Genomic DNA, 17,667 nt, shown 5'->3' with positions numbered 1-17,667 from the left:
TCAACCCGTTTTTTTCAAGAAAATCACAATCTTATCAACCGTAACTTCCTCAAATCCAAAACCAGATTTCCATCCAGCTCCAGCCGCCCCAACTACTCATCAGCCAACTTCTCGTCAACCACTTTCACCAGAACTCAAGGACGAACCAACCTGCCGCTAGCAGCGTCGCCGCCCTCGTTGTGGCGCTATATAGGCCCCACACCACAAAACTGTCAACAAGGGTTCTGACGTTTTTTGATATTTTTTTGACAGCTTTCCACAGGACACGAAATCCCAAGATTTTGGCACGCTATATATAGGGTGCGAAATATGCCGTTGCGGAAGGCCGGGCCACAAACCAGCCTCAATAAAAAACTAGCTTCCGCGAAATTCGAAATTTAGCTGTGCCGCATCCAGCGGTCCGTCAATCCGGCGGTGTTGTGGATATCGGCGTCTGGCAGCCTTGTCATTGACTTACGCGTCAACGGCAGGCAAAACTCTGATGCCCGTTTGGGAGCCTTCCCTCGACAAAGGAAGACACCTTAGCATCGGATCAGCGCGTAAGTCGCTTTTCTGACAAGCGATGTTCAAGCACGTTTTCGTGCCATCAGGTTTAGAAGAAGGGCCTACTATAGCAGTATGAAGGATATGGGGCCGAATAATCTCGATCCGGGTGACGAGCCCCCGCTGAGCGTAGGCGGACGGCGACGGCCTCCAGATCGGCGCGAAGTTTCGGCACGCTGGCTTGCCGGCACCTTCCTGACTGGCGTCACCTCTTGCATGCTGATCGGCGTTGCTCTTTTCGCTGCCCTTGACGGGCGCGAGCAATTGGCGACCCCACCTGAAATTCTGGCGCGCAACGATATGCCAAGTGCAACCGAGGAAAGCGCTGTCACCAAGGGTGGCCGTCTCGTCAGCACGATTTCGGCGCAGCAGCCGCGCGACCGTCGGCGGTTCGACCTTTCCACCATGCAGAAAGTCGGGGAGCGCGAGGTTATCCGCACCCGTCCGTTCGAATTGGTGAGCATGGCGCTGGCGGTCGATCACCCGACCAGCCGAAAATATCCGGCATTCGATGCGCTGACTGTGTTCTCCGAAGGTCCAACGGCCCCGCAACCGGCAGACACCGGCCAGATTTATGGTGCCAAAGTTGAGAGCGAAGTCAGCCTCCACGTCGTCGATTTTCCGCTCAACAGCGCAACTTTCGATGCATCGAGCGATCTGTCGGTCGATGAAGTTGAGAAGGTCGTTCGCGATACTGGCGGTCTGTTGACCGACGGTGATGTTCAGGTCGCCTCGCTGCATTATGTCGATCCGGTCCGCTTCGGCGGCAATGATTCCCCCTATGCGCTCGGCCCGGCGCTTGGCGTAAAGATTACGCAGGAGAATGTCAGTGTCGCGCCGAAGGCCAATGACGAGCAGACGGAAGATGGCTTCTCGGAAGAACTGATCCCCTTCCGGCAAACCGCCGATATTGCGCAGGCGCTGGAAGACGCAGGCTATAGTGGCAATGAGACGTCGACCATGGTCGATGCTCTCTCCAAGATGATGAATTCTCCGCGCCTGAAACAAGGCAGCGTGCTGCGCATCGGGACTGAAACCCGCAACGGCGAAGACCGCATCGTGCGTGCGAGCATTTATAATCGCACCACGCATCTCGTGACGGTCACACTCAACGATCGCCAGCAATATGTTCCGTCGGATGAGCCCGAAGATACACCACTTTTGCAGACGGCTTTCGAAGGCAATGCCGTCCCCAGTGCCATCCGCGGCAACCTGCCCAATGTCTATGACGGCATCAGCCGCGCGGCCCTTGCCTATGGCATGACGGAAACGATGCGCGAACAGCTGGTCAAAATGCTGGCCACCGACGTGGATCTTCAGGCGCAGTTGACGCCGACCGATAATATCGACGCCTTCTTCTCGCTACCGGACGGCGCTGACGAGGCGGACAAGGCGGACAGCGATTCGCAGCTCCTTTATGTGGCCGCTACTTTTAGCGGAACGACCCGAAAATTCTACCGCTATCAGGCGCCGGATGGCAGCGTCGATTATTTCGATGAAGGCGGCAAGAGTGCGAAGCAGTTCCTGCTGCGCAATCCGGTGCCCAATGGCGTGTTCCGTTCTCCGTTCGGCATGCGCCGCCACCCGATTCTCGGCTATAGCCGCATGCACACGGGCGTCGATTGGGCCGCGCCGCGCGGTACGCCAATCATCGCAACCGGTAACGGGGTTGTCGAAAAAGCGGGCTGGACCAATGGCTACGGCAATCAGACCCTGATTCGCCATGCCAATGGCTATGTCAGCAGTTACAGCCACCAGAATGCAATCGCGCGCGGCGTATCTGCCGGCGCAAGAGTGCGCCAGGGTCAGGTGATCGGCTATGTCGGTTCGACCGGCCTCTCGACTGGCCCGCATCTTCATTATGAAATGATCGTCAACGGCACCAAGGTTGACCCGCTGCGGATCCGTCTGCCGGACAACAAGGCCTTGAAGGGCAAAGAGCTTGAAGCTTTCAAGCAGGAGCGTGATCGCATCGACACGCTTTTGAACAGCGACGACAACAGCACCAAACTTGCTGCCAACGCATCGACCAAGGGGTAATGAAAAGCCGGGCACGCAAAATGATAGCCCGGCTTTTTCTGTTTGAACCGTGAAGGTTGAACTATTCGGAAAACTCGACGGTGACGCCGGGCTTGACGAGCTTGGCGAGTTCTTCCGCGTCCCAATTCGTCAATCGCACGCAACCATGGCTGGAAGTCTTCCCGATCTTGGAAGGCTCCGGTGTTCCATGGATGCCGTAAGTCGGCTTAGAAAGCGCAATCCAGACCGTTCCGACCGGCCCATTCGGACCCGGGGGGATCGTTAGAACCTTGTCGTTGTTGCCCTGCTTGAAGTTGATCTTCGGATTATAGGTGTAGTTCGGGTTGATCGCGATACGCTCCACCTGCACGATGCCGGACGGCGACGGATTATCCGATGAGCCGATGGTCGACGGATAGGCCACGACGAGCTTGCCGCTTTCGTCATAACCACGGACCTGCTTGCGTCCCTTGTCGGCGATGATTCTCGCCACCTTGGCGCGCACCGGCTTGCCGAGATTCGGCACTTTCACCACGCTACCCGGCTGATTGAAATTCACTCCCGGATTGATTTCCTTCAGGTAGTTTTCGTCGATGTGGAATTTCTCGCCGAGCATTTCCGTCACCGACGTATAAGCCATCGATGGAAGCTGCGCCTTATGGGCGTAATCTTCCGGGATCGACGCCACATATTGGCGACCGACATCCTCATTGGTGATCGTATATTCGAAGAACGCCGCACCGCCCGTGGCTTCAAGCTCGGCATTCACTGCCGCATCATCCTTCGGGCTGATGGATTTTCCGGTCAGTTCACCATATGCGGCAGCGGCCTTGTCGACATTGCTGCCGGAACGGCCATCGATAACGCCGGGCGATGCGCCAGCGCGATCCAGCAGTACCTGAAAGGCTGCGATCTTGGCCTTGGCACCCTCGCCTTTCGGCATCTCGATGGCGGGCGCCATGTCGCTCGAATGCGGCACGTTCTGCGGCTGCTCATAGCCAGGCTGACCGTAATTGTCCTGACCACCATAATTCTGGTCGATGCTGGCGGAGTTGGTGCCAGTATTGTCGGGATAGTTTTCGCCGGACGGCGGCAGTTCCGAACGCTGCACCTGACCATCCTGATTGCCGCGATAGCTCGGATCGGACGGTGCGGCGGGATAGTAATTCGGGTCTTCCGGCACATTACTGAAACCGTCGTAAGGCGAACCGCCATCGACCGGACCATTCAGCGTCCAGTTGTCGTCTTGCTGCGGATCCCGACGGCTATTGTGACCGTCATAGCTGTTGCGGTCGTAGCTATTGGCATCCTCGACGCTGATGATGCGGCCACGACGATCCATCGTCACCCGCCGACCATATTGGTCAATGTAAACGCGCACGCGCCGGTCGTGATAGACTTCTTCGCCCGGATCGTAGAGCTGCGCCAGCTGCACGGGAGCTTCCGTGAGCGCGGCGTCGCGGTTTTCTTCCGCAAATGCCCCGGCACTCGTGGCGGGAAGAGCCGCAGAAGCAAACAATGCGAAACGGAGCATGCGTATGGAATGCGTCATGAAGGAAAGTCCCAGGTGCCCGTAATATCAGACCGTTCAATCGGATCGTCAGGTCATGGATGCCGCGAATATGGTTAATAAGTGATTATCTATTTATCAGCAGATGCCAGATGAACTGGACATGAAAATGGCCAAGTGACGGCAAGTTTTTTGAAATTTGTAGCTGTAATATTTCTCTAAGCTCTGTGAGATCGCCCACCCGAATTGAACAAGGCAAAGAAAAAGCGCCGCAATCTTGCGACTGCGGTGCTTTGTTCAAGCAAGCGGGACGTCAGGCGTCCACGCTTTCGTTCTTCGGATCGGGTTCGAGAGCACCGCGAACCGGACGGAAATTGAGCCTGTCCGAACCGGCGGTGATCTTGACGAGGGAGCCGTCCAGAATATCGCCCAGCAGAATACGCTCGGCGAGCGGGTCCTGAACTTCCTTCTGGATCACGCGCTTCAAAGGACGTGCGCCGTAAGCTGGATCATATCCCTTATTGGCAAGCCATTCGCGGGCATCTTCTTCCAGCTCCAAGGCGATCTTGCGATCAGTGAGCAAGGCCTGAAGACGCTGCAACTGGATATCGACAATCGCACCCATATCCTCGCGGCGCAGCCGGTGGAACAAGATGATTTCATCGACACGGTTCAGGAATTCCGGCCGGAATGCCGCACGGACCACACCCATGACCTCGTCACGAACGCTTTCGACATCGTCTTTCTCGCCCAGATTGACGAGATATTCGGCGCCGAGATTGGACGTCATGATGATGACCGTGTTGCGGAAATCGACCGTGCGACCCTGACCATCGGTCAGACGCCCATCGTCCAGAACCTGCAACAGCACGTTGAACACATCGGGATGCGCCTTTTCGATCTCATCGAACAGGATCACCTGATAGGGCCTCCGGCGAACGGCTTCCGTCAGCGCCCCACCTTCCTCGTAACCGACATAGCCGGGAGGTGCACCGATCAGGCGGCTCACAGAATGCTTCTCCATGAATTCCGACATATCGATGCGCACCATCGCGGTGTCGTCCTGGAACAGGAACGAGGCCAGCGCCTTGGTCAGTTCGGTCTTGCCGACGCCCGTTGGGCCCAGGAAGATGAACGAACCGATAGGCCGGTTCGGGTCCTGAAGACCAGCACGCGCACGGCGCACCGCCTTGGAAACCGCCTGAACGGCTTCGCCCTGACCGATGACGCGCTTTGCAAGCTCGTCTTCCATCCGCAACAGCTTTTCGCGCTCGCCTTCGAGCATCCGGTCAACCGGAATCCCTGTCCAACGGGAAACAACCTGCCCGACATGTTCCGGCGTCACAGTTTCTTCCAGCAGAGAACCCCTGTTCTCCTGGCTTTCGGACTGGGCGAGTTCCTTTTCAAGCTGTGGGATCTTGCCGTAAGCAAGCTCACCAGCCTTCTGGAATTCACCGTTGCGCTGTGCCGTGGCCAGAGCGTTGCGCGCTTCCTCCAACTGGCGCTTGAGATCGGCAGCCAGACCAAGCTTCTGCTTTTCCGACTGCCACTTGGCGGTCAGTTCAGCTGATTCTTCTTCCAGATCGGTCAGCTCTTTTTCAAGACGCACCAGACGATCCTTGGAAGCAGCATCGGTTTCCACCTTCAAGGCTTCGCGCTCGATCTTCAGCTGCATGACGCGGCGGTCGATCTCATCCAGTTCTTCCGGCTTCGAATCGACCTGCATGCGCAGGCGCGACGCAGCCTCATCCACAAGGTCGATGGCTTTGTCTGGAAGAAAGCGGTCGGTGATATAGCGGTTGGACAGCGTTGCGGCGGCGACCAGCGCGGAGTCCGATACGCGCACCTTGTGATGCTGCTCGTATTTTTCCTTCAAGCCGCGCAGGATTGAGATCGTATCCTCGACGGTCGGCTCGTCCACGAAGACCGGCTGGAAACGACGTGCAAGTGCCGCATCCTTCTCGACATATTTGCGATATTCTTCCAGCGTGGTTGCGCCGACGCAGTGCAACTCACCGCGAGCCAGCGCAGGCTTGAGCAGGTTGGACGCATCCATCGCGCCATCGGTCTTGCCTGCACCGACAAGCGTATGCATCTCGTCGATGAAGAGAATGACCTGACCGGCAGCCGTCTGAACTTCCGACAGGATAGCCTTCAGGCGTTCTTCGAACTCGCCGCGATATTTCGCGCCGGCAATCAGCGCGCCCATGTCGAGCGCCATCAGCTGCTTGTCCTTCAGCGATTCGGGCACGTCGCCATTGACGATACGCAGCGCCAGACCTTCGGCAATCGCCGTCTTGCCCACGCCCGGCTCACCGATCAGCACCGGATTGTTCTTGGTGCGGCGCGACAGAACCTGAATCGTGCGGCGGATTTCCTCGTCACGACCGATCACCGGATCAAGCTTGCCGTTGCGGGCATCCTCGGTCAGATCGCGCGCATATTTCTTCAGCGCGTCGTAATTGCTTTCGGCAGAAGCGGAATCGGCAGTGCGGCCCTTACGCATATCGTTGATCACCTTGTTCAACGCTGTCGGTGTGACACCGGCTGCGGCAAGAATTTCAGATGTCTTGGCGGATTTCTCGATTGCCAGCGCCGTCAGCAGCCGCTCGACCGTGACAAAGCTGTCGCCCGCCTTGCTGGCGAGCTCTTCAGCCAATGTGAAAACCTTGGCCAGCGGCTGCGAGAGATAGAGCTGGTCGTTACCGCCCGAAACTTTCGGCAGTTTTTCCAATGCGCTCTGCAAACCAAGGCGCACATCGGCAATGCGTCCACCGGCCCGCTCGATCAACGATGCAGCAAGCCCCTCGTCGTCATCGACAAGGATTTTCAGGATGTGCTCAGGGGTGAACTGCTGATTACCGGAAGAAAGCGCGAAAGTCTGCGCCGACTGAATGAAACCGCGAACGCGTTCCGTGTATTTTTCAATATTCATAATGTCTCCTTTGCCCTTCCAGCCCTCTAGAGGCACCGGAAGATGTTGGGTGACGAAGCCCCCGCAAGGGCGGGCTTCATGTCTTTCCAAGACAGGATATGGGACTATGACCGCCTTTCGGCAAGGGTGGGCAATGCAGGCGCGACCAAATAAAAATGGCGCGGAAAACCGCGCCATTTTTAAATCATATGTGGAAACGCTTATGCGTCGGAATCGACCGGTTCCGTTGCTGGCGTATCGCTGCCCGCATCCTTCGCGACACGGCGCGGACGACCCGGACGGCGGGTAGCGCGACGCGGTGTAGCTTCCTCATCGGCCTTCGCTTCGACAGGTGCTTCCACTGGAGCCTCAACGGGTGCGGCTTCCGCGGCCACTGGTGCAGCCTTTGGAGCCCGGGCGACCGGAGCTGGTTCCTGTTTTTCCACTGGAGCTTCTACGACCGGCTGTTCACCTGCTTCACCGGCCTGTGCTTCAGGGCGCTCTTCGGCATTGAAGCGTTCGCGCTGCGGGCGTCGTCCCCGGCCAAGGCGACGATCACGATTGTCGCGTTCACGCGGCTGACGGCTTTCGCCGCTTTCCTCGCCGTAAATGACTTCGGCAGGCGTGCCTTCGATGACCGGCTGCGGACCGGAACCGCTTACCGGACGCGGTTCGACGGCGACTGCTGGCGTAAAGCCGGTATCGTCGTCATCAGCGCCGTCATCGTCGAAGGTTTCTTCGCGTTGGAATGGCACCGGGTTCTGTGCCATGGCAGCCATGATGATGCGATTGTAATGTTCAGCGTGCTGAAGATAGTTTTCTGCCATAACCCGGTCGCCAGAAGCTTGCGCGTCCCGTGCGAGGGTCGAATATTTTTCTGCAATATGTTGCGCATTGCCACGGATCTTTACGTCAGGTCCGTTGCTTTCATAATTACGCGACAGAGGATTGGGGCCCTTGCGGTTATTGTTATTATTATTGTTGTTATTCCCCCGTCCGCGCATACGCCTGTTCTGCTGTGCTGGCCTCATATTCATCTCTTTTCAGATTAAAGGGCGCAGAAACGTTGCGACGAAAAAAGCCGCCTGTTTCTTGCTATTGAGCCATGGAGGAAGCACGCCCTAAAACTTCCTACACATCGACTAATCTTAAAGCGCATCGCATTTCTTACTGTTCGCGTGACGCACATTAAGGGTTGCTTTTATGCATGTCGTTCCCGGAAAACCGGTCCCCACTTTTCCGCGACATGCTTCTCGGCTCCGCATATCCATTGGACGACCGGAACCTGACGGTTGCATCGTGCAAGGCCCATTCCGAAAAGCATCGCTCTTCGGGACCATGCCTGAAAGTCGTGTACTTCCGTACGAGCCATCTCCAAAGGCTGAAACCCCAGGAGAGCATGACCTCAAATCGTCATGGAGCATTTCCGCCACGGCCCTCAAAAAGCGGGCAAAACCATTCTGGCTGTATACGGTGGCCGGAAACTAAACGGCTTCGCGGCAAATTCCAAGTGTTTTTTCGCGCCGTTGGGTATCAAAATTTCGTTTATGATTTTTGCGCAAAAAGCATGGCCCTTCTATAGCCGCCCAGATCACGCGCATCGTTTGCGAGTTCAAAACCCGCTTGCTCGAACAGCGCTTTTACATCCTGGAATTGTCCGGCGCCGATTTCTACGGCAACCATACCACCATCATATAGGTACTCTACTGCCTGTTCTGCAAGGGCCCGGTAAAAATCCAGTCCATCCTGGCCGCCATCCAGTGCCGCAAGAGGATCATGCTCGCGCACTTCACGCGACAGACCGGCAATATCTTCATGCGGAATATAGGGCGGGTTTGAGACGATCATATGAAACCGTCCGCTGATAGCGGCGAACCAGTCGCTCCGCAGGGCGGCGAAACGCTGGCTCACATCGTTGAGTGCAGCATTGATTCGCGCCGTCGCCAGCGCGCCTTCCGATACATCGAGACCAATGCCATGCAATGCCTCGAAGCGGTGCAGGAGCGAGATCACAATCGCGCCGGTGCCCGTGCCCATATCGAGAAGTTCGGCTATACCATGCTTTTTGATCAGCGCTTCCAACGGCGGAATGACCAGCTCCACCAGCGCTTCCGTATCCGGTCGCGGTTCGAGTGTTTCTGGAGAAAGCCGGAATGGCAGGCCGTAAAATTCTCGAACACCGATAATGCGATGCACCGGTTCGCCTTTCGCGCGGCGTTCCAGTGCCGCGCGCAAGGTCTCGACACGCTCCGCGTCGATCAGCCGGTCCGGCGCGGAAATCAGATCCAGCCGTGTCGCGCCCGTCGCCCATTCGAGGAGCAGGCGCGCATCGAGATCGGGCGTTTCCAGCCCGGCATCGCGCAACTGCCGTCGCGCCTGTGCTGCCAGAATGTCAAGACGCTCGCCGCTCACGCTCAGGCGCCCAGTTCGGTCAGAAGCGCTGTCTGGTGATCAGAAATCAGCGCATCGACCAGTTCGTCGAGATCGCCTTCCATCACGCGGTCGAGCTTGTAGAGCGTCAGGTTGATCCGGTGATCGGTGACGCGGCCCTGCGGGAAATTATAGGTACGGATGCGTTCCGAACGGTCGCCGGAGCCGACCTGGCTGCGGCGCGCCTCGGAGCGTTCGCTTTCAGCCTTCTGACGCTCCATGTCATAAAGGCGGGCACGCAGGATCTGCATGGCGCGGGCGCGGTTCTGGTGCTGGGATTTTTCCGCCTGAACCACCATGATGCCGGTGGGGATATGGGTGATGCGCACCGCCGAGTCGGTCGTGTTGACGTGCTGTCCGCCAGCGCCCGATGCACGCATCGTATCGATGCGGATATCCTCGTTGCGGATCTCGATATCGATGTCTTCGGCTTCTGGCAGCACCGCAACCGTCGCAGCCGATGTATGAATACGCCCGCCAGCTTCGGTTTCCGGTACGCGCTGCACACGATGCACACCCGATTCGAACTTCATCTTCGAGAACACGCCCTTGCCGGAAACCGTCGCGATGATTTCCTTATAGCCGCCCGCATCGCCTTCGCTGGCCGAGACCAGTTCGACACGCCAGCCCTTTTCGCTGGCATAGCGCTCATACATGCGGAAGAGATCGCCCGCGAAAAGCGCGGCTTCCAGTCCACCCGTACCGGCGCGAATTTCGAGAATGGCGTTCTTCTCGTCCGCCGCGTCCTTGGGCAGAAGCAGAATCTGTACTTCCTGCTCCAGCGTCTCGACTCGCTTTTCGACTTCCGGCAATTCCTCGACAGCCAATGCGCGCATATCCGCATCCGTCGATGCATCGTCGCGCATCGCAGCCAGATCTTTCGCCTCAGTGCGCGCATCGCTCAATTCGCGAATCTTGCCGACGACTTCCTGCAATTCAGAATATTCGGAAGCAAGCTTCACATAGGTTTCCGAATCCGGATTGTCGGCCATCTGGCTTTCGATCATCGAGAACCGCTTCAAGAGCTGGTCCATCCGGTCCTGCGGCAATGCGATCATATCATGTCCTAAAAAGTCATCGTCCGAATGCAAATGTGCGAAACCGGGCGCGCCGCGTCCCGCGCCACACCCGGTCATTCTATGCAATTTGCCTTGCTATAACGGAATATCGTTGTCTTCTGCAAATCGAAGCATCAGTTCGCGCAGCGAATGCGCGACATTCGGCTTGTCCAGCTCTTCATTGAGAAGCGCATTCAGCTTCGTTGTATCCAGCGCGCCGAGCATCGCCTTAACCGGGCCGATGGCCGCAGCCGACATAGAGATGGAGCGGAAACCAAGGCCGATCAGCGTCATGGCCGTCAGCGGACGTCCCGCCATTTCACCGCAGAGCGTGACCGGCGTGTTGTGCCGGTTGCCGGTATCGACAATATGACGCAGCGTCCGCAGGAAGGCCGGAGAAAGCTGGTCGAAACGACCGGAAATCAGCGAGTTACCGCGATCCACCGCCATCAGGAACTGGAACAGATCGTTGGAGCCGACGGAGACGAAATCAACCGCCGTCATCAGCTCGTCCAGCTGCCACAACAGGGCTGGAACTTCCACCATCGCGCCAAGCTTCATCCGTGTCGGCAACGCATGTGCAAACCGCGACAGATGGCGAACCTCGCGTTCGATGATCTCGCGCGCGGCCTTCACCTCGGCAACTTCCGTCACCATCGGCAGCATGAGCTTCAATTCGCGCCCGCCCGCCGCTTTCAAAAGCGCGCGCAACTGCGTGCGCAGCAGGCCCGGGCGGTCAAGCGTGAGGCGGATGGCGCGCCAGCCAAGCGCCGGATTTTCTTCCTGCGCCGATGCGCTGAAGTAAGGCAGCACCTTGTCACCGCCAATGTCGAGCGTGCGGAAAGTGACCGGCTTGTCGCCGGATGCTTCCATGACTGAACGATAAAGCCGCTCCTGCTGCTCGGCCCGTGGGAAAGTGGAAGCGACCATGAACTGCAGCTCGGTGCGGAACAGGCCGATGCCCGACGCGCCTGATGCCGCAAGCTGCGGTAGGTCGACCAGAAGGCCGGCATTCATTAGAAGCGAAACATCCACACCGTCCTTGGTCAAGGCAGGCTTGTCGCGCAATTCGCGATAATGCGCCTGACGCCGGGCGCGGAACCGAACCTTTTCCGCATAGGCCGATTCGACATCTGACTGAGGGCGCAGATGCACGATGCCTTCGTCACCATCGACGATGGCGGCATCGTTGTTTTCAGCCATGGAAACAGCGCCCTTGGCCTGTCCCACGACGGGAATGCCCATGGCGCGCGCCACGATCACCACATGGCTGGTAGCGGCGCCGTCTTCCAGCACCACGCCGCGCAAACGCTCACGCGGATAGTCCAGCAATTCGGCTGCGCCCATGGAACGCGCCACGATGATCGCATCCTTGACCAGCGATTCGGCCATCGTCTTGATGTCGCGGCCCATCAGCTGGCGCAGCAGACGGTTGGCGAGATCGTCGAAATCCGACAGGCGCTCGCGCATATAGGGATCGGTCAGATGCATCATCCGCGCGCGCGTGTCGCTCTGCACCTTCTCGACCGCGGCTTCTGCGGTCAGACCATTATGGATCGCTTCTTCCAGACGCCGCACCCAGCCGCGATCATGCGCAAACATCCGATAGGCTTCCAGCACTTCGCGATGCTCGCCCTCAATGGCCACATCGCGCCGCGAAAGCATGTCATCGATGGAAATGCGTAAGGAGCCCAACGCCTGATCGAGACGGGCAAGCTCGGCCTGGCTATCCTCATTGAAGAGATTGGTCACGACGATGCGCGGCTCGTGCAGCACGACATGACCAAGACCGATGCCGTCATTGAAGGCAGCGCCGGTCACGCTCATCGGACGGCCCATATCGAGATCGATACCGGGACGCACGAGCTTCAACCCGTCGCCGGATGCAATGATTTCGGCAAGCACCATGGCTGTCGTTTCCAGCGCTTCGACTTCGTCTTCACGATAGGCGCGTTTGGTGCGGTTCTGCACGACGAGAACGCCCATGGTGCGACCAGCGCGCAGCACCGGAACGCCGAGGAAGGAATTATACACTTCTTCGCCCGTTTCCGGCAGATAGGCGAAGGCCGGGTGGCTTTGCGCATCGGTGAGGTTCAACGGACGCGCGCTCGCGGCAATAGTGCCGACAAGACCCTGCCCCAGACGCAATTGCGCGAGGTGAACCGCCTGCGGGTTGAGGCCTTCAGTGGCATAGAGTTCGAGAACGCCGTCAGCGCGAAGCACATAAAAGGAGCAGACTTCCGCGACCATATTTTGCGCGATTTCACGGACGATCCGGTCAAGGCGCGGCTGCGGCTCAAGCGGCTCAGCCATCAATTCGCGCAGCCGCTTCAGCAGAACGCGGGGACCGGTTGTCTGATCGCGCATGATCGTCGGACACTCCTCTTGTGCAGTTTCGGCACCGAGGTGAAGCGGCTTTCCGTGCGAACTGCGGCGAATAAAGAGAAAACGGCTTTGCTTGCTCCGTACTACCGAAAGCCGTTCGGACTGGTGGCCCGCTTTCGCCGACCGATTCCCATTACCCGCCCGCGACGCGTTACGCCAACCCCTTTGTGAGCATTTTTGACACTGCCGTCTAGTGCTTTAAGCAGAAATTATGCCAGGTTCCGGAACGAAAAAATGCCGCGAACCGTTTACGGACGCGGCCTTGTTTCAAAACGGTTTAATAAAAGCCGGGTTTTATGCCGGCTTAATATCAGTGTTCAGCTGATTACGATTTATCGAGACCGTAGACGGCGTGCAGCGTGCGCACGGCCAGTTCCGCGTAAGGACCATCGATCAGGATCGAGATCTTGATTTCCGACGTCGTGATGGCGCGAATGTTGATGCCCTTTTCGGCCAGCGCCTTGAAGGCGATGGCGGCAACGCCCGCATGGCTGCGCATGCCGATGCCGATCACGGAAATCTTAGCCAGACCCGTTTCCGACTGGATGTTGTCGAAGCCGATTTCACCCTTGACGTTATCCAGAACGCGCAGCGCCTTGTCGATATCGCCGGTCGGGATCGTGAAGGTCATGTCGGTCTTGGAACCGTCTTCCGACACGTTCTGGACGATCATATCGACATTGATATGTTCCTCGGCAAGCGGGCCGAAAATGGCTGCCGACACGCCCGGTCGGTCGGCCACGCGGCGCAACGAAATCTGAGCCTCATCTTTCGCAAAGGCGATGCCTGTGACGGTCTGCTGTTCCACGATTTCATCCTCGTCGCAAATAAGCGTTCCGGGCGGGTTGATCGGATCACCCATGCCCGGCGCATCGGGGTCCGTAAAGCTCGAGCGCACAAAAGTGCGTACCTTGTGCACCATGGCGAGTTCGACCGAGCGCACCTGCAAAACCTTCGCTCCGAGCGAAGCCATTTCCAGCATTTCTTCAAAGGAGATCTTTGGCAGGCGGCGCGCCTTCGGCTCGATGCGCGGATCGGTCGTGTAGACACCGTCTACATCGGTATAGATATCGCAGCGATCAGCCTTCACCGCGGCGGCGACAGCCACAGCCGAGGTATCCGAACCGCCGCGTCCGAGCGTCGCAATGCGGTTGTCCGGGCCGATACCCTGGAAGCCGGCCACGACAGCGACCTGCCCCATTTCCATGCGACGGATGATTTCCGAACCGTCAATCTCCTGAATACGGGCCGCGCCGTGCGCATTGTCGGTCTTAATCTGAATCTGCCAGCCCTGCCACGAACGCGCATCGACACCGATCGACTGAAGCGCAATGGCCAGAAGGCCGCTCGTCACCTGCTCGCCGGAAGCGACGATGGTGTCATATTCGCGCGCATCGTAGAAAGGCGAACTGGCGCCACATACCTTCGGCATGTTCTGCACCCAGTTGACCAGCTCATTGGTCTTGCCGGACATGGCCGAGACGACAACAGCAACCTGATTGCCCGCCTCGACCTCGCGTTTGACGTGGCGCGCCACATTATAGATGCGTTCCAGATCGGCCACCGAAGTGCCGCCGAATTTCATCACGATGCGCGCCATTTAAGGATACGTCCCGCTATTTTGAAAATTACACTCTCACCTGCCCAAAACTCATAATGTTGCGGCAGGCAAACCCGTGGTCACATAACTAATATGTCACGGTTCTGCAAGGCTGCGATTCGCAAGAACATTCTGTTCAGCGCTGGAATGCCGGAATTTGATTTGCAGCTTGACTTTGAAGCGCTACCTTGAGAGCAGAACGGCACGCTTCCGCAGCTGGAGAATGAAATGACCGAGACGGCCCGCACCACCATCGACGCTTCCGAGATCGAGCATTTCTCGCGCATTGCCGCGGAATGGTGGAACCCGCAGGGCAAGTTCCGCCCGCTGCACAAGTTCAACCCTACACGCCTTGCCTATATCAAGGAAAAAATCTGCGCCAAATTCAATCGCGATCCGAATACGCCGCGCCCTTTTGAAGGATTGCGCCTGCTCGATATCGGTTGCGGCGGCGGTCTTCTTTGCGAGCCGATGGCGCGTCTCGGTGCAACCGTGATCGGCGCGGATGCCTCGACAACCAATATCGAGGTTGCGAAAATCCACGCTGCACAAAGCGGCGTCGACGTGGATTATCGCGCCACGACGGCGGAAGCTCTGGCCGAGGCTGGCGAGAAGTTCGACGTGGTTTTGAACATGGAAGTGGTCGAGCATGTTTCAGACGTCGATCTGTTCATATCCGCGACCAGCGAAATGGTGAAGCCGGGTGGGCTGATGTTCGTCGCCACCATCAACCGCACCCTGAAAGCCTATGGTCTGGCGATCATCGGTGCGGAATATGTGCTGCGCTGGCTGCCGCGCGGCACGCATCAATATGAAAAGCTGGTGCGCCCAGAAGAACTCGAATCCGCCCTTGCCAAAGGCGGACTGCGCCTCATCGACAAGCTGGGCGTGACCTATAATCCGCTTGCCGACAGCTGGAGCCGCTCCCGCGATACGGATGTGAACTACATGGTGCTGGCCGAGCGGCCAGAGTAACTATCCTTTTTGTGCTCTGGTTGTCATCGCCACACCAATCGCGATGACGACAGCACCGATCCAGGTGAGCAACGGATAATGCTCGCCCAGAAACAGCGTGCCGGAAATGAGACCGAGCGCTGCGGCCACATAGCCGATCTGGCTGAGATAAACCGGCCCGCCGACCGCCTGCAGCCGGAAGAACAGCGCGAACATTCCCGCCGATGCAATGGCCTGCGCAGTCGCAGCCCATGGGGCAAGCGCAAATGTCTCAACCGGAAATCCGCCAGTGAACAGTAAAATCCCCGCAAAGAGCATAATGGCGGAAGCCAGATGACTGCCTGCCGCAAGCTCCGTCGGATCGGAATTTTTCGGCCAGTCGAGCGTGCGATAGACGTTGCCGCAGGCGAGAAACACCGGAATGAGCAAGGCGGCCGCAATCCAGAGCGGATCGGCGGGCTTGCCGACCTCACCGCGTGTCAGCGCCACAAGGATTGCGCCGATAAAGCCGACAGCGATACCGCCAATGCCCAGCGCATTCGGACGGCGCAAGCCGAAACCCATTGAAATCACCAAGGTGATGACCGGCGACAGCGTGTACATGATTCCCGTGAAACCAGCGCCGAGACGCGGGATCGCCGACAGAATCAAAAGATTGGGCAAGGCATAGGAGATGATTGCGGTGCAGACATAATAGCGTGCGCGCCCGCCGGAAAAACCAAGGCTCTTTCCGCGCAAAAGCAGAACGGCGAGCAGGATCACGCCGGCACTGGCGGAAAACAGAAAGGTCCACATGGCCGGTGGAACGCCCGCCTGCGCAGCGATCTTTCCCAGAGGCAGAATAAGCCCCAGCAGGGTGCCGGTGGCCAGAAGCAGAAAGGAGGCGGACTCCATCAATTTCATGCACCCGGCCTCCCCTGCCGTGCTGTCATGACGAACAGGTGACCTAATTCTGATCTTCTGGAAAGACCGGCAACGGCATCACATCGACACCATCTTCAAGCAGTGAATGCACATCCTCACGCGATGCTTCGCCATAGATGCCGCGCTGTTCCGTTTCACCGAAATGAATCTTGCGCGCCTCTTCAGCAAATTTGTCGCCGACATAATCCGCATTCTCGCGGACCTTGCGGCTCAAATCGCGCATTTCCTCAAGAGCTTTCTTCTGGGCCTCGCCCAGCGCCATGGCGATCTTTTCCTTGGCCCTGCCCGTGGAGACTGCAGGCGCCATCAGGGCTTTCTGCACCTGATGCGAATTACAGACCGGACAGGAGACGAATTTCATCTCCGACTGCCGATCGAAATCGGCATTGTCGCGGAACCAGCCCTCGAATTCATGGCCGTTATCGCAATGAAGCGAAAAGCGGATCATGGAGTTATGCATCCTCTTTCTGTTTAGCGGTCACCGTTTTGACGGTAAACTCGCGCGCGTTCTTCAAATTCGGCACCTTGCCGCGCGCCGCAGCGCTCTCGGCAACGTCGATATCGGCAACGATCACAGCCGGTTCGTCATGGGCAGCTTCCGCCAGCACCTTGCCCCAGGGCGACACGATGATCGAATGCCCATAGGTTTCACGACCGTCCTCGTGCAATCCGCCCTGCGCCGCCGAGATAAGGAATGCGCCATTTTCGATGGCCCGCGCACGCTGCAAAATGTGCCAGTGCGCCTCGCCGGTCTGCCTGGTGAAGGCGGCGGGGCCGGTGATCACATTGGCGCCAGCCAGCGCCTGCGCACGGAAAAGCTGCGGGAAACGAATGTCGTAGCAGATCGCCATGCCAATATTGGCGAAAGGCAGCTCGGCAATGACGGTTTCCTTGCCCGGTTCATAGGTGGCCGATTCGCGCCAGCTTTCGCCATTGTCGAGATCGACATCGAACATATGAATCTTGTCATAGGTCACGAGTTTCTCGCCCGACGGCGTAAACAACCCGGCGCGATTGGCAATCCGGCCGTCGCCCGCATCAATGGCCGTCGAACCGATATGGAGGAAGATGCCGTGTTTTGCGGCCAGAGCCGAAGCGGCCTTGAAAACAAGGTCATTGGCTTCGTCGCGCAGGCTTGCCTTGAACGCCACGCGATCACGCATCATCGCGCCGGTCATTTCGGGGGATTGCACGTAAGTCGCGCCCTTCGCTGCCGCTTCCGCGACAAGTTTCTCCAAAGCCTCGATATTGCGGACAACATCGGTGCCAGAACGCATTTGCAGTGCGGCAGCGCGGAACGTGCTCATCGGTTTCTCCCCCGTTTATAAGA

The 17,667-nt window shown here is 58.1% G+C and carries 13 protein-coding genes; 3 read left to right on the top strand and 10 right to left on the bottom strand.

Annotation, left to right across the window (positions count from 1 at the left end):
- Together JAU75_RS23950 and JAU75_RS20165 are read left to right on the top strand one after the other, a co-directional pair.
- Positions 1-228, top strand: a 228-nt coding sequence (locus JAU75_RS23950; protein WP_210339357.1) for a hypothetical protein, incomplete at its 5' end; no start/stop codon positions are given.
- Positions 229-618: 390 nt separating this feature from the next.
- Positions 619-2,583 (top strand): M23 family metallopeptidase, encoded by a 1,965-nt coding sequence (locus JAU75_RS20165; RefSeq protein ID WP_199058248.1) that lies wholly within the window; start codon positions 619-621, stop codon positions 2,581-2,583.
- 61 nt (positions 2,584-2,644) lie between these two features.
- On the opposite strand, the gene JAU75_RS20160 is transcribed toward JAU75_RS20165, so the two are convergent.
- The 7 genes from JAU75_RS20160 to JAU75_RS20130 form a co-directional block, all read right to left on the bottom strand.
- On the bottom strand, positions 2,645-4,114 hold the full coding sequence (locus JAU75_RS20160) for a L,D-transpeptidase (protein WP_199058246.1): 1,470 nt from the start codon (positions 4,112-4,114) through the stop codon (positions 2,645-2,647).
- A 271-nt stretch (positions 4,115-4,385) separates the two neighbouring features.
- On the bottom strand, positions 4,386-7,007 hold the full coding sequence (clpB, locus tag JAU75_RS20155; protein WP_199058244.1) for an ATP-dependent chaperone ClpB: 2,622 nt from the start codon (positions 7,005-7,007) through the stop codon (positions 4,386-4,388).
- A 200-nt stretch (positions 7,008-7,207) separates the two neighbouring features.
- The gene (locus tag JAU75_RS20150; RefSeq protein ID WP_199058242.1) at positions 7,208-8,017 is read right to left on the bottom strand and encodes a DUF4167 domain-containing protein; all 810 of its coding nucleotides are present in this window, start codon (positions 8,015-8,017) and stop codon (positions 7,208-7,210) included.
- 514 nt (positions 8,018-8,531) lie between these two features.
- Positions 8,532-9,398, bottom strand: coding sequence for a peptide chain release factor N(5)-glutamine methyltransferase (prmC, locus tag JAU75_RS20145; protein ID WP_199058240.1), 867 nt, complete (start codon positions 9,396-9,398; stop codon positions 8,532-8,534).
- A 2-nt stretch (positions 9,399-9,400) separates the two neighbouring features.
- Positions 9,401-10,474: a peptide chain release factor 1 gene (gene prfA, locus JAU75_RS20140; RefSeq protein ID WP_199058239.1), complete on the bottom strand. Its 1,074-nt coding sequence runs from the start codon at positions 10,472-10,474 to the stop codon at positions 9,401-9,403.
- 96 nt (positions 10,475-10,570) lie between these two features.
- Positions 10,571-12,841 carry a phosphoenolpyruvate--protein phosphotransferase gene (ptsP, locus tag JAU75_RS20135; RefSeq protein WP_199058238.1) on the bottom strand — a complete coding sequence of 757 codons (2,271 nt, stop codon included), beginning with the start codon at positions 12,839-12,841 and terminating at the stop codon, positions 10,571-10,573.
- Positions 12,842-13,184: 343 nt separating this feature from the next.
- On the bottom strand, positions 13,185-14,459 hold the full coding sequence (locus JAU75_RS20130) for an aspartate kinase (protein WP_199058236.1): 1,275 nt from the start codon (positions 14,457-14,459) through the stop codon (positions 13,185-13,187).
- A gap of 228 nt (positions 14,460-14,687) precedes the next feature.
- Here JAU75_RS20130 and ubiG point away from each other — a divergent pair, with 228 nt between their 5' ends.
- Positions 14,688-15,434 (top strand): bifunctional 2-polyprenyl-6-hydroxyphenol methylase/3-demethylubiquinol 3-O-methyltransferase UbiG, encoded by a 747-nt coding sequence (gene ubiG, locus JAU75_RS20125; protein WP_199058234.1) that lies wholly within the window; start codon positions 14,688-14,690, stop codon positions 15,432-15,434.
- Here ubiG and JAU75_RS20120 read toward each other — a convergent pair whose 3' ends face one another.
- The 3 genes from JAU75_RS20120 to JAU75_RS20110 are packed head-to-tail and all read right to left on the bottom strand — an operon-like array spanning position 15,435 to position 17,644.
- The gene (locus tag JAU75_RS20120) at positions 15,435-16,316 is read right to left on the bottom strand and encodes a DMT family transporter (RefSeq protein ID WP_199058232.1); all 882 of its coding nucleotides are present in this window, start codon (positions 16,314-16,316) and stop codon (positions 15,435-15,437) included.
- Between the two features lie 43 nt (positions 16,317-16,359).
- The gene (locus tag JAU75_RS20115; protein ID WP_199058230.1) at positions 16,360-16,785 is read right to left on the bottom strand and encodes a DUF1178 family protein; all 426 of its coding nucleotides are present in this window, start codon (positions 16,783-16,785) and stop codon (positions 16,360-16,362) included.
- Between the two features lie 4 nt (positions 16,786-16,789).
- Positions 16,790-17,644, bottom strand: a complete 855-nt coding sequence (locus tag JAU75_RS20110) for a carbon-nitrogen hydrolase family protein (RefSeq protein ID WP_199058229.1) — start codon at positions 17,642-17,644, stop codon at positions 16,790-16,792.
- Positions 17,645-17,667: the final 23 nt, after the last annotated feature.

It is taken from the genome of Ochrobactrum sp. Q0168 (genome assembly GCF_016427605.1).
Classification (GTDB): domain Bacteria; phylum Pseudomonadota; class Alphaproteobacteria; order Rhizobiales; family Rhizobiaceae; genus Brucella.
Note: the sequence above shows the minus strand (reverse complement) of the source record. Positions and strands in the feature narration are given on the sequence as shown.

Coding starts and splice junctions, on each gene's coding strand:
- JAU75_RS20165 (WP_199058248.1), top strand. CDS start 619: ATGAAGGATATGGGGCCGAATAATCTCGATCCGGGTGACGAGCCCCCG.
- JAU75_RS20160 (WP_199058246.1), bottom strand. CDS start 4,114: ATGACGCATTCCATACGCATGCTCCGTTTCGCATTGTTTGCTTCTGCG.
- clpB (WP_199058244.1), bottom strand. CDS start 7,007: ATGAATATTGAAAAATACACGGAACGCGTTCGCGGTTTCATTCAGTCG.
- JAU75_RS20150 (WP_199058242.1), bottom strand. CDS start 8,017: ATGAGGCCAGCACAGCAGAACAGGCGTATGCGCGGACGGGGGAATAAC.
- prfA (WP_199058239.1), bottom strand. CDS start 10,474: ATGATCGCATTGCCGCAGGACCGGATGGACCAGCTCTTGAAGCGGTTC.
- ptsP (WP_199058238.1), bottom strand. CDS start 12,841: ATGCGCGATCAGACAACCGGTCCCCGCGTTCTGCTGAAGCGGCTGCGC.
- JAU75_RS20130 (WP_199058236.1), bottom strand. CDS start 14,459: ATGGCGCGCATCGTGATGAAATTCGGCGGCACTTCGGTGGCCGATCTG.
- ubiG (WP_199058234.1), top strand. CDS start 14,688: ATGACCGAGACGGCCCGCACCACCATCGACGCTTCCGAGATCGAGCAT.
- JAU75_RS20120 (WP_199058232.1), bottom strand. CDS start 16,316: ATGAAATTGATGGAGTCCGCCTCCTTTCTGCTTCTGGCCACCGGCACC.
- JAU75_RS20115 (WP_199058230.1), bottom strand. CDS start 16,785: ATGATCCGCTTTTCGCTTCATTGCGATAACGGCCATGAATTCGAGGGC.
- JAU75_RS20110 (WP_199058229.1), bottom strand. CDS start 17,644: ATGAGCACGTTCCGCGCTGCCGCACTGCAAATGCGTTCTGGCACCGAT.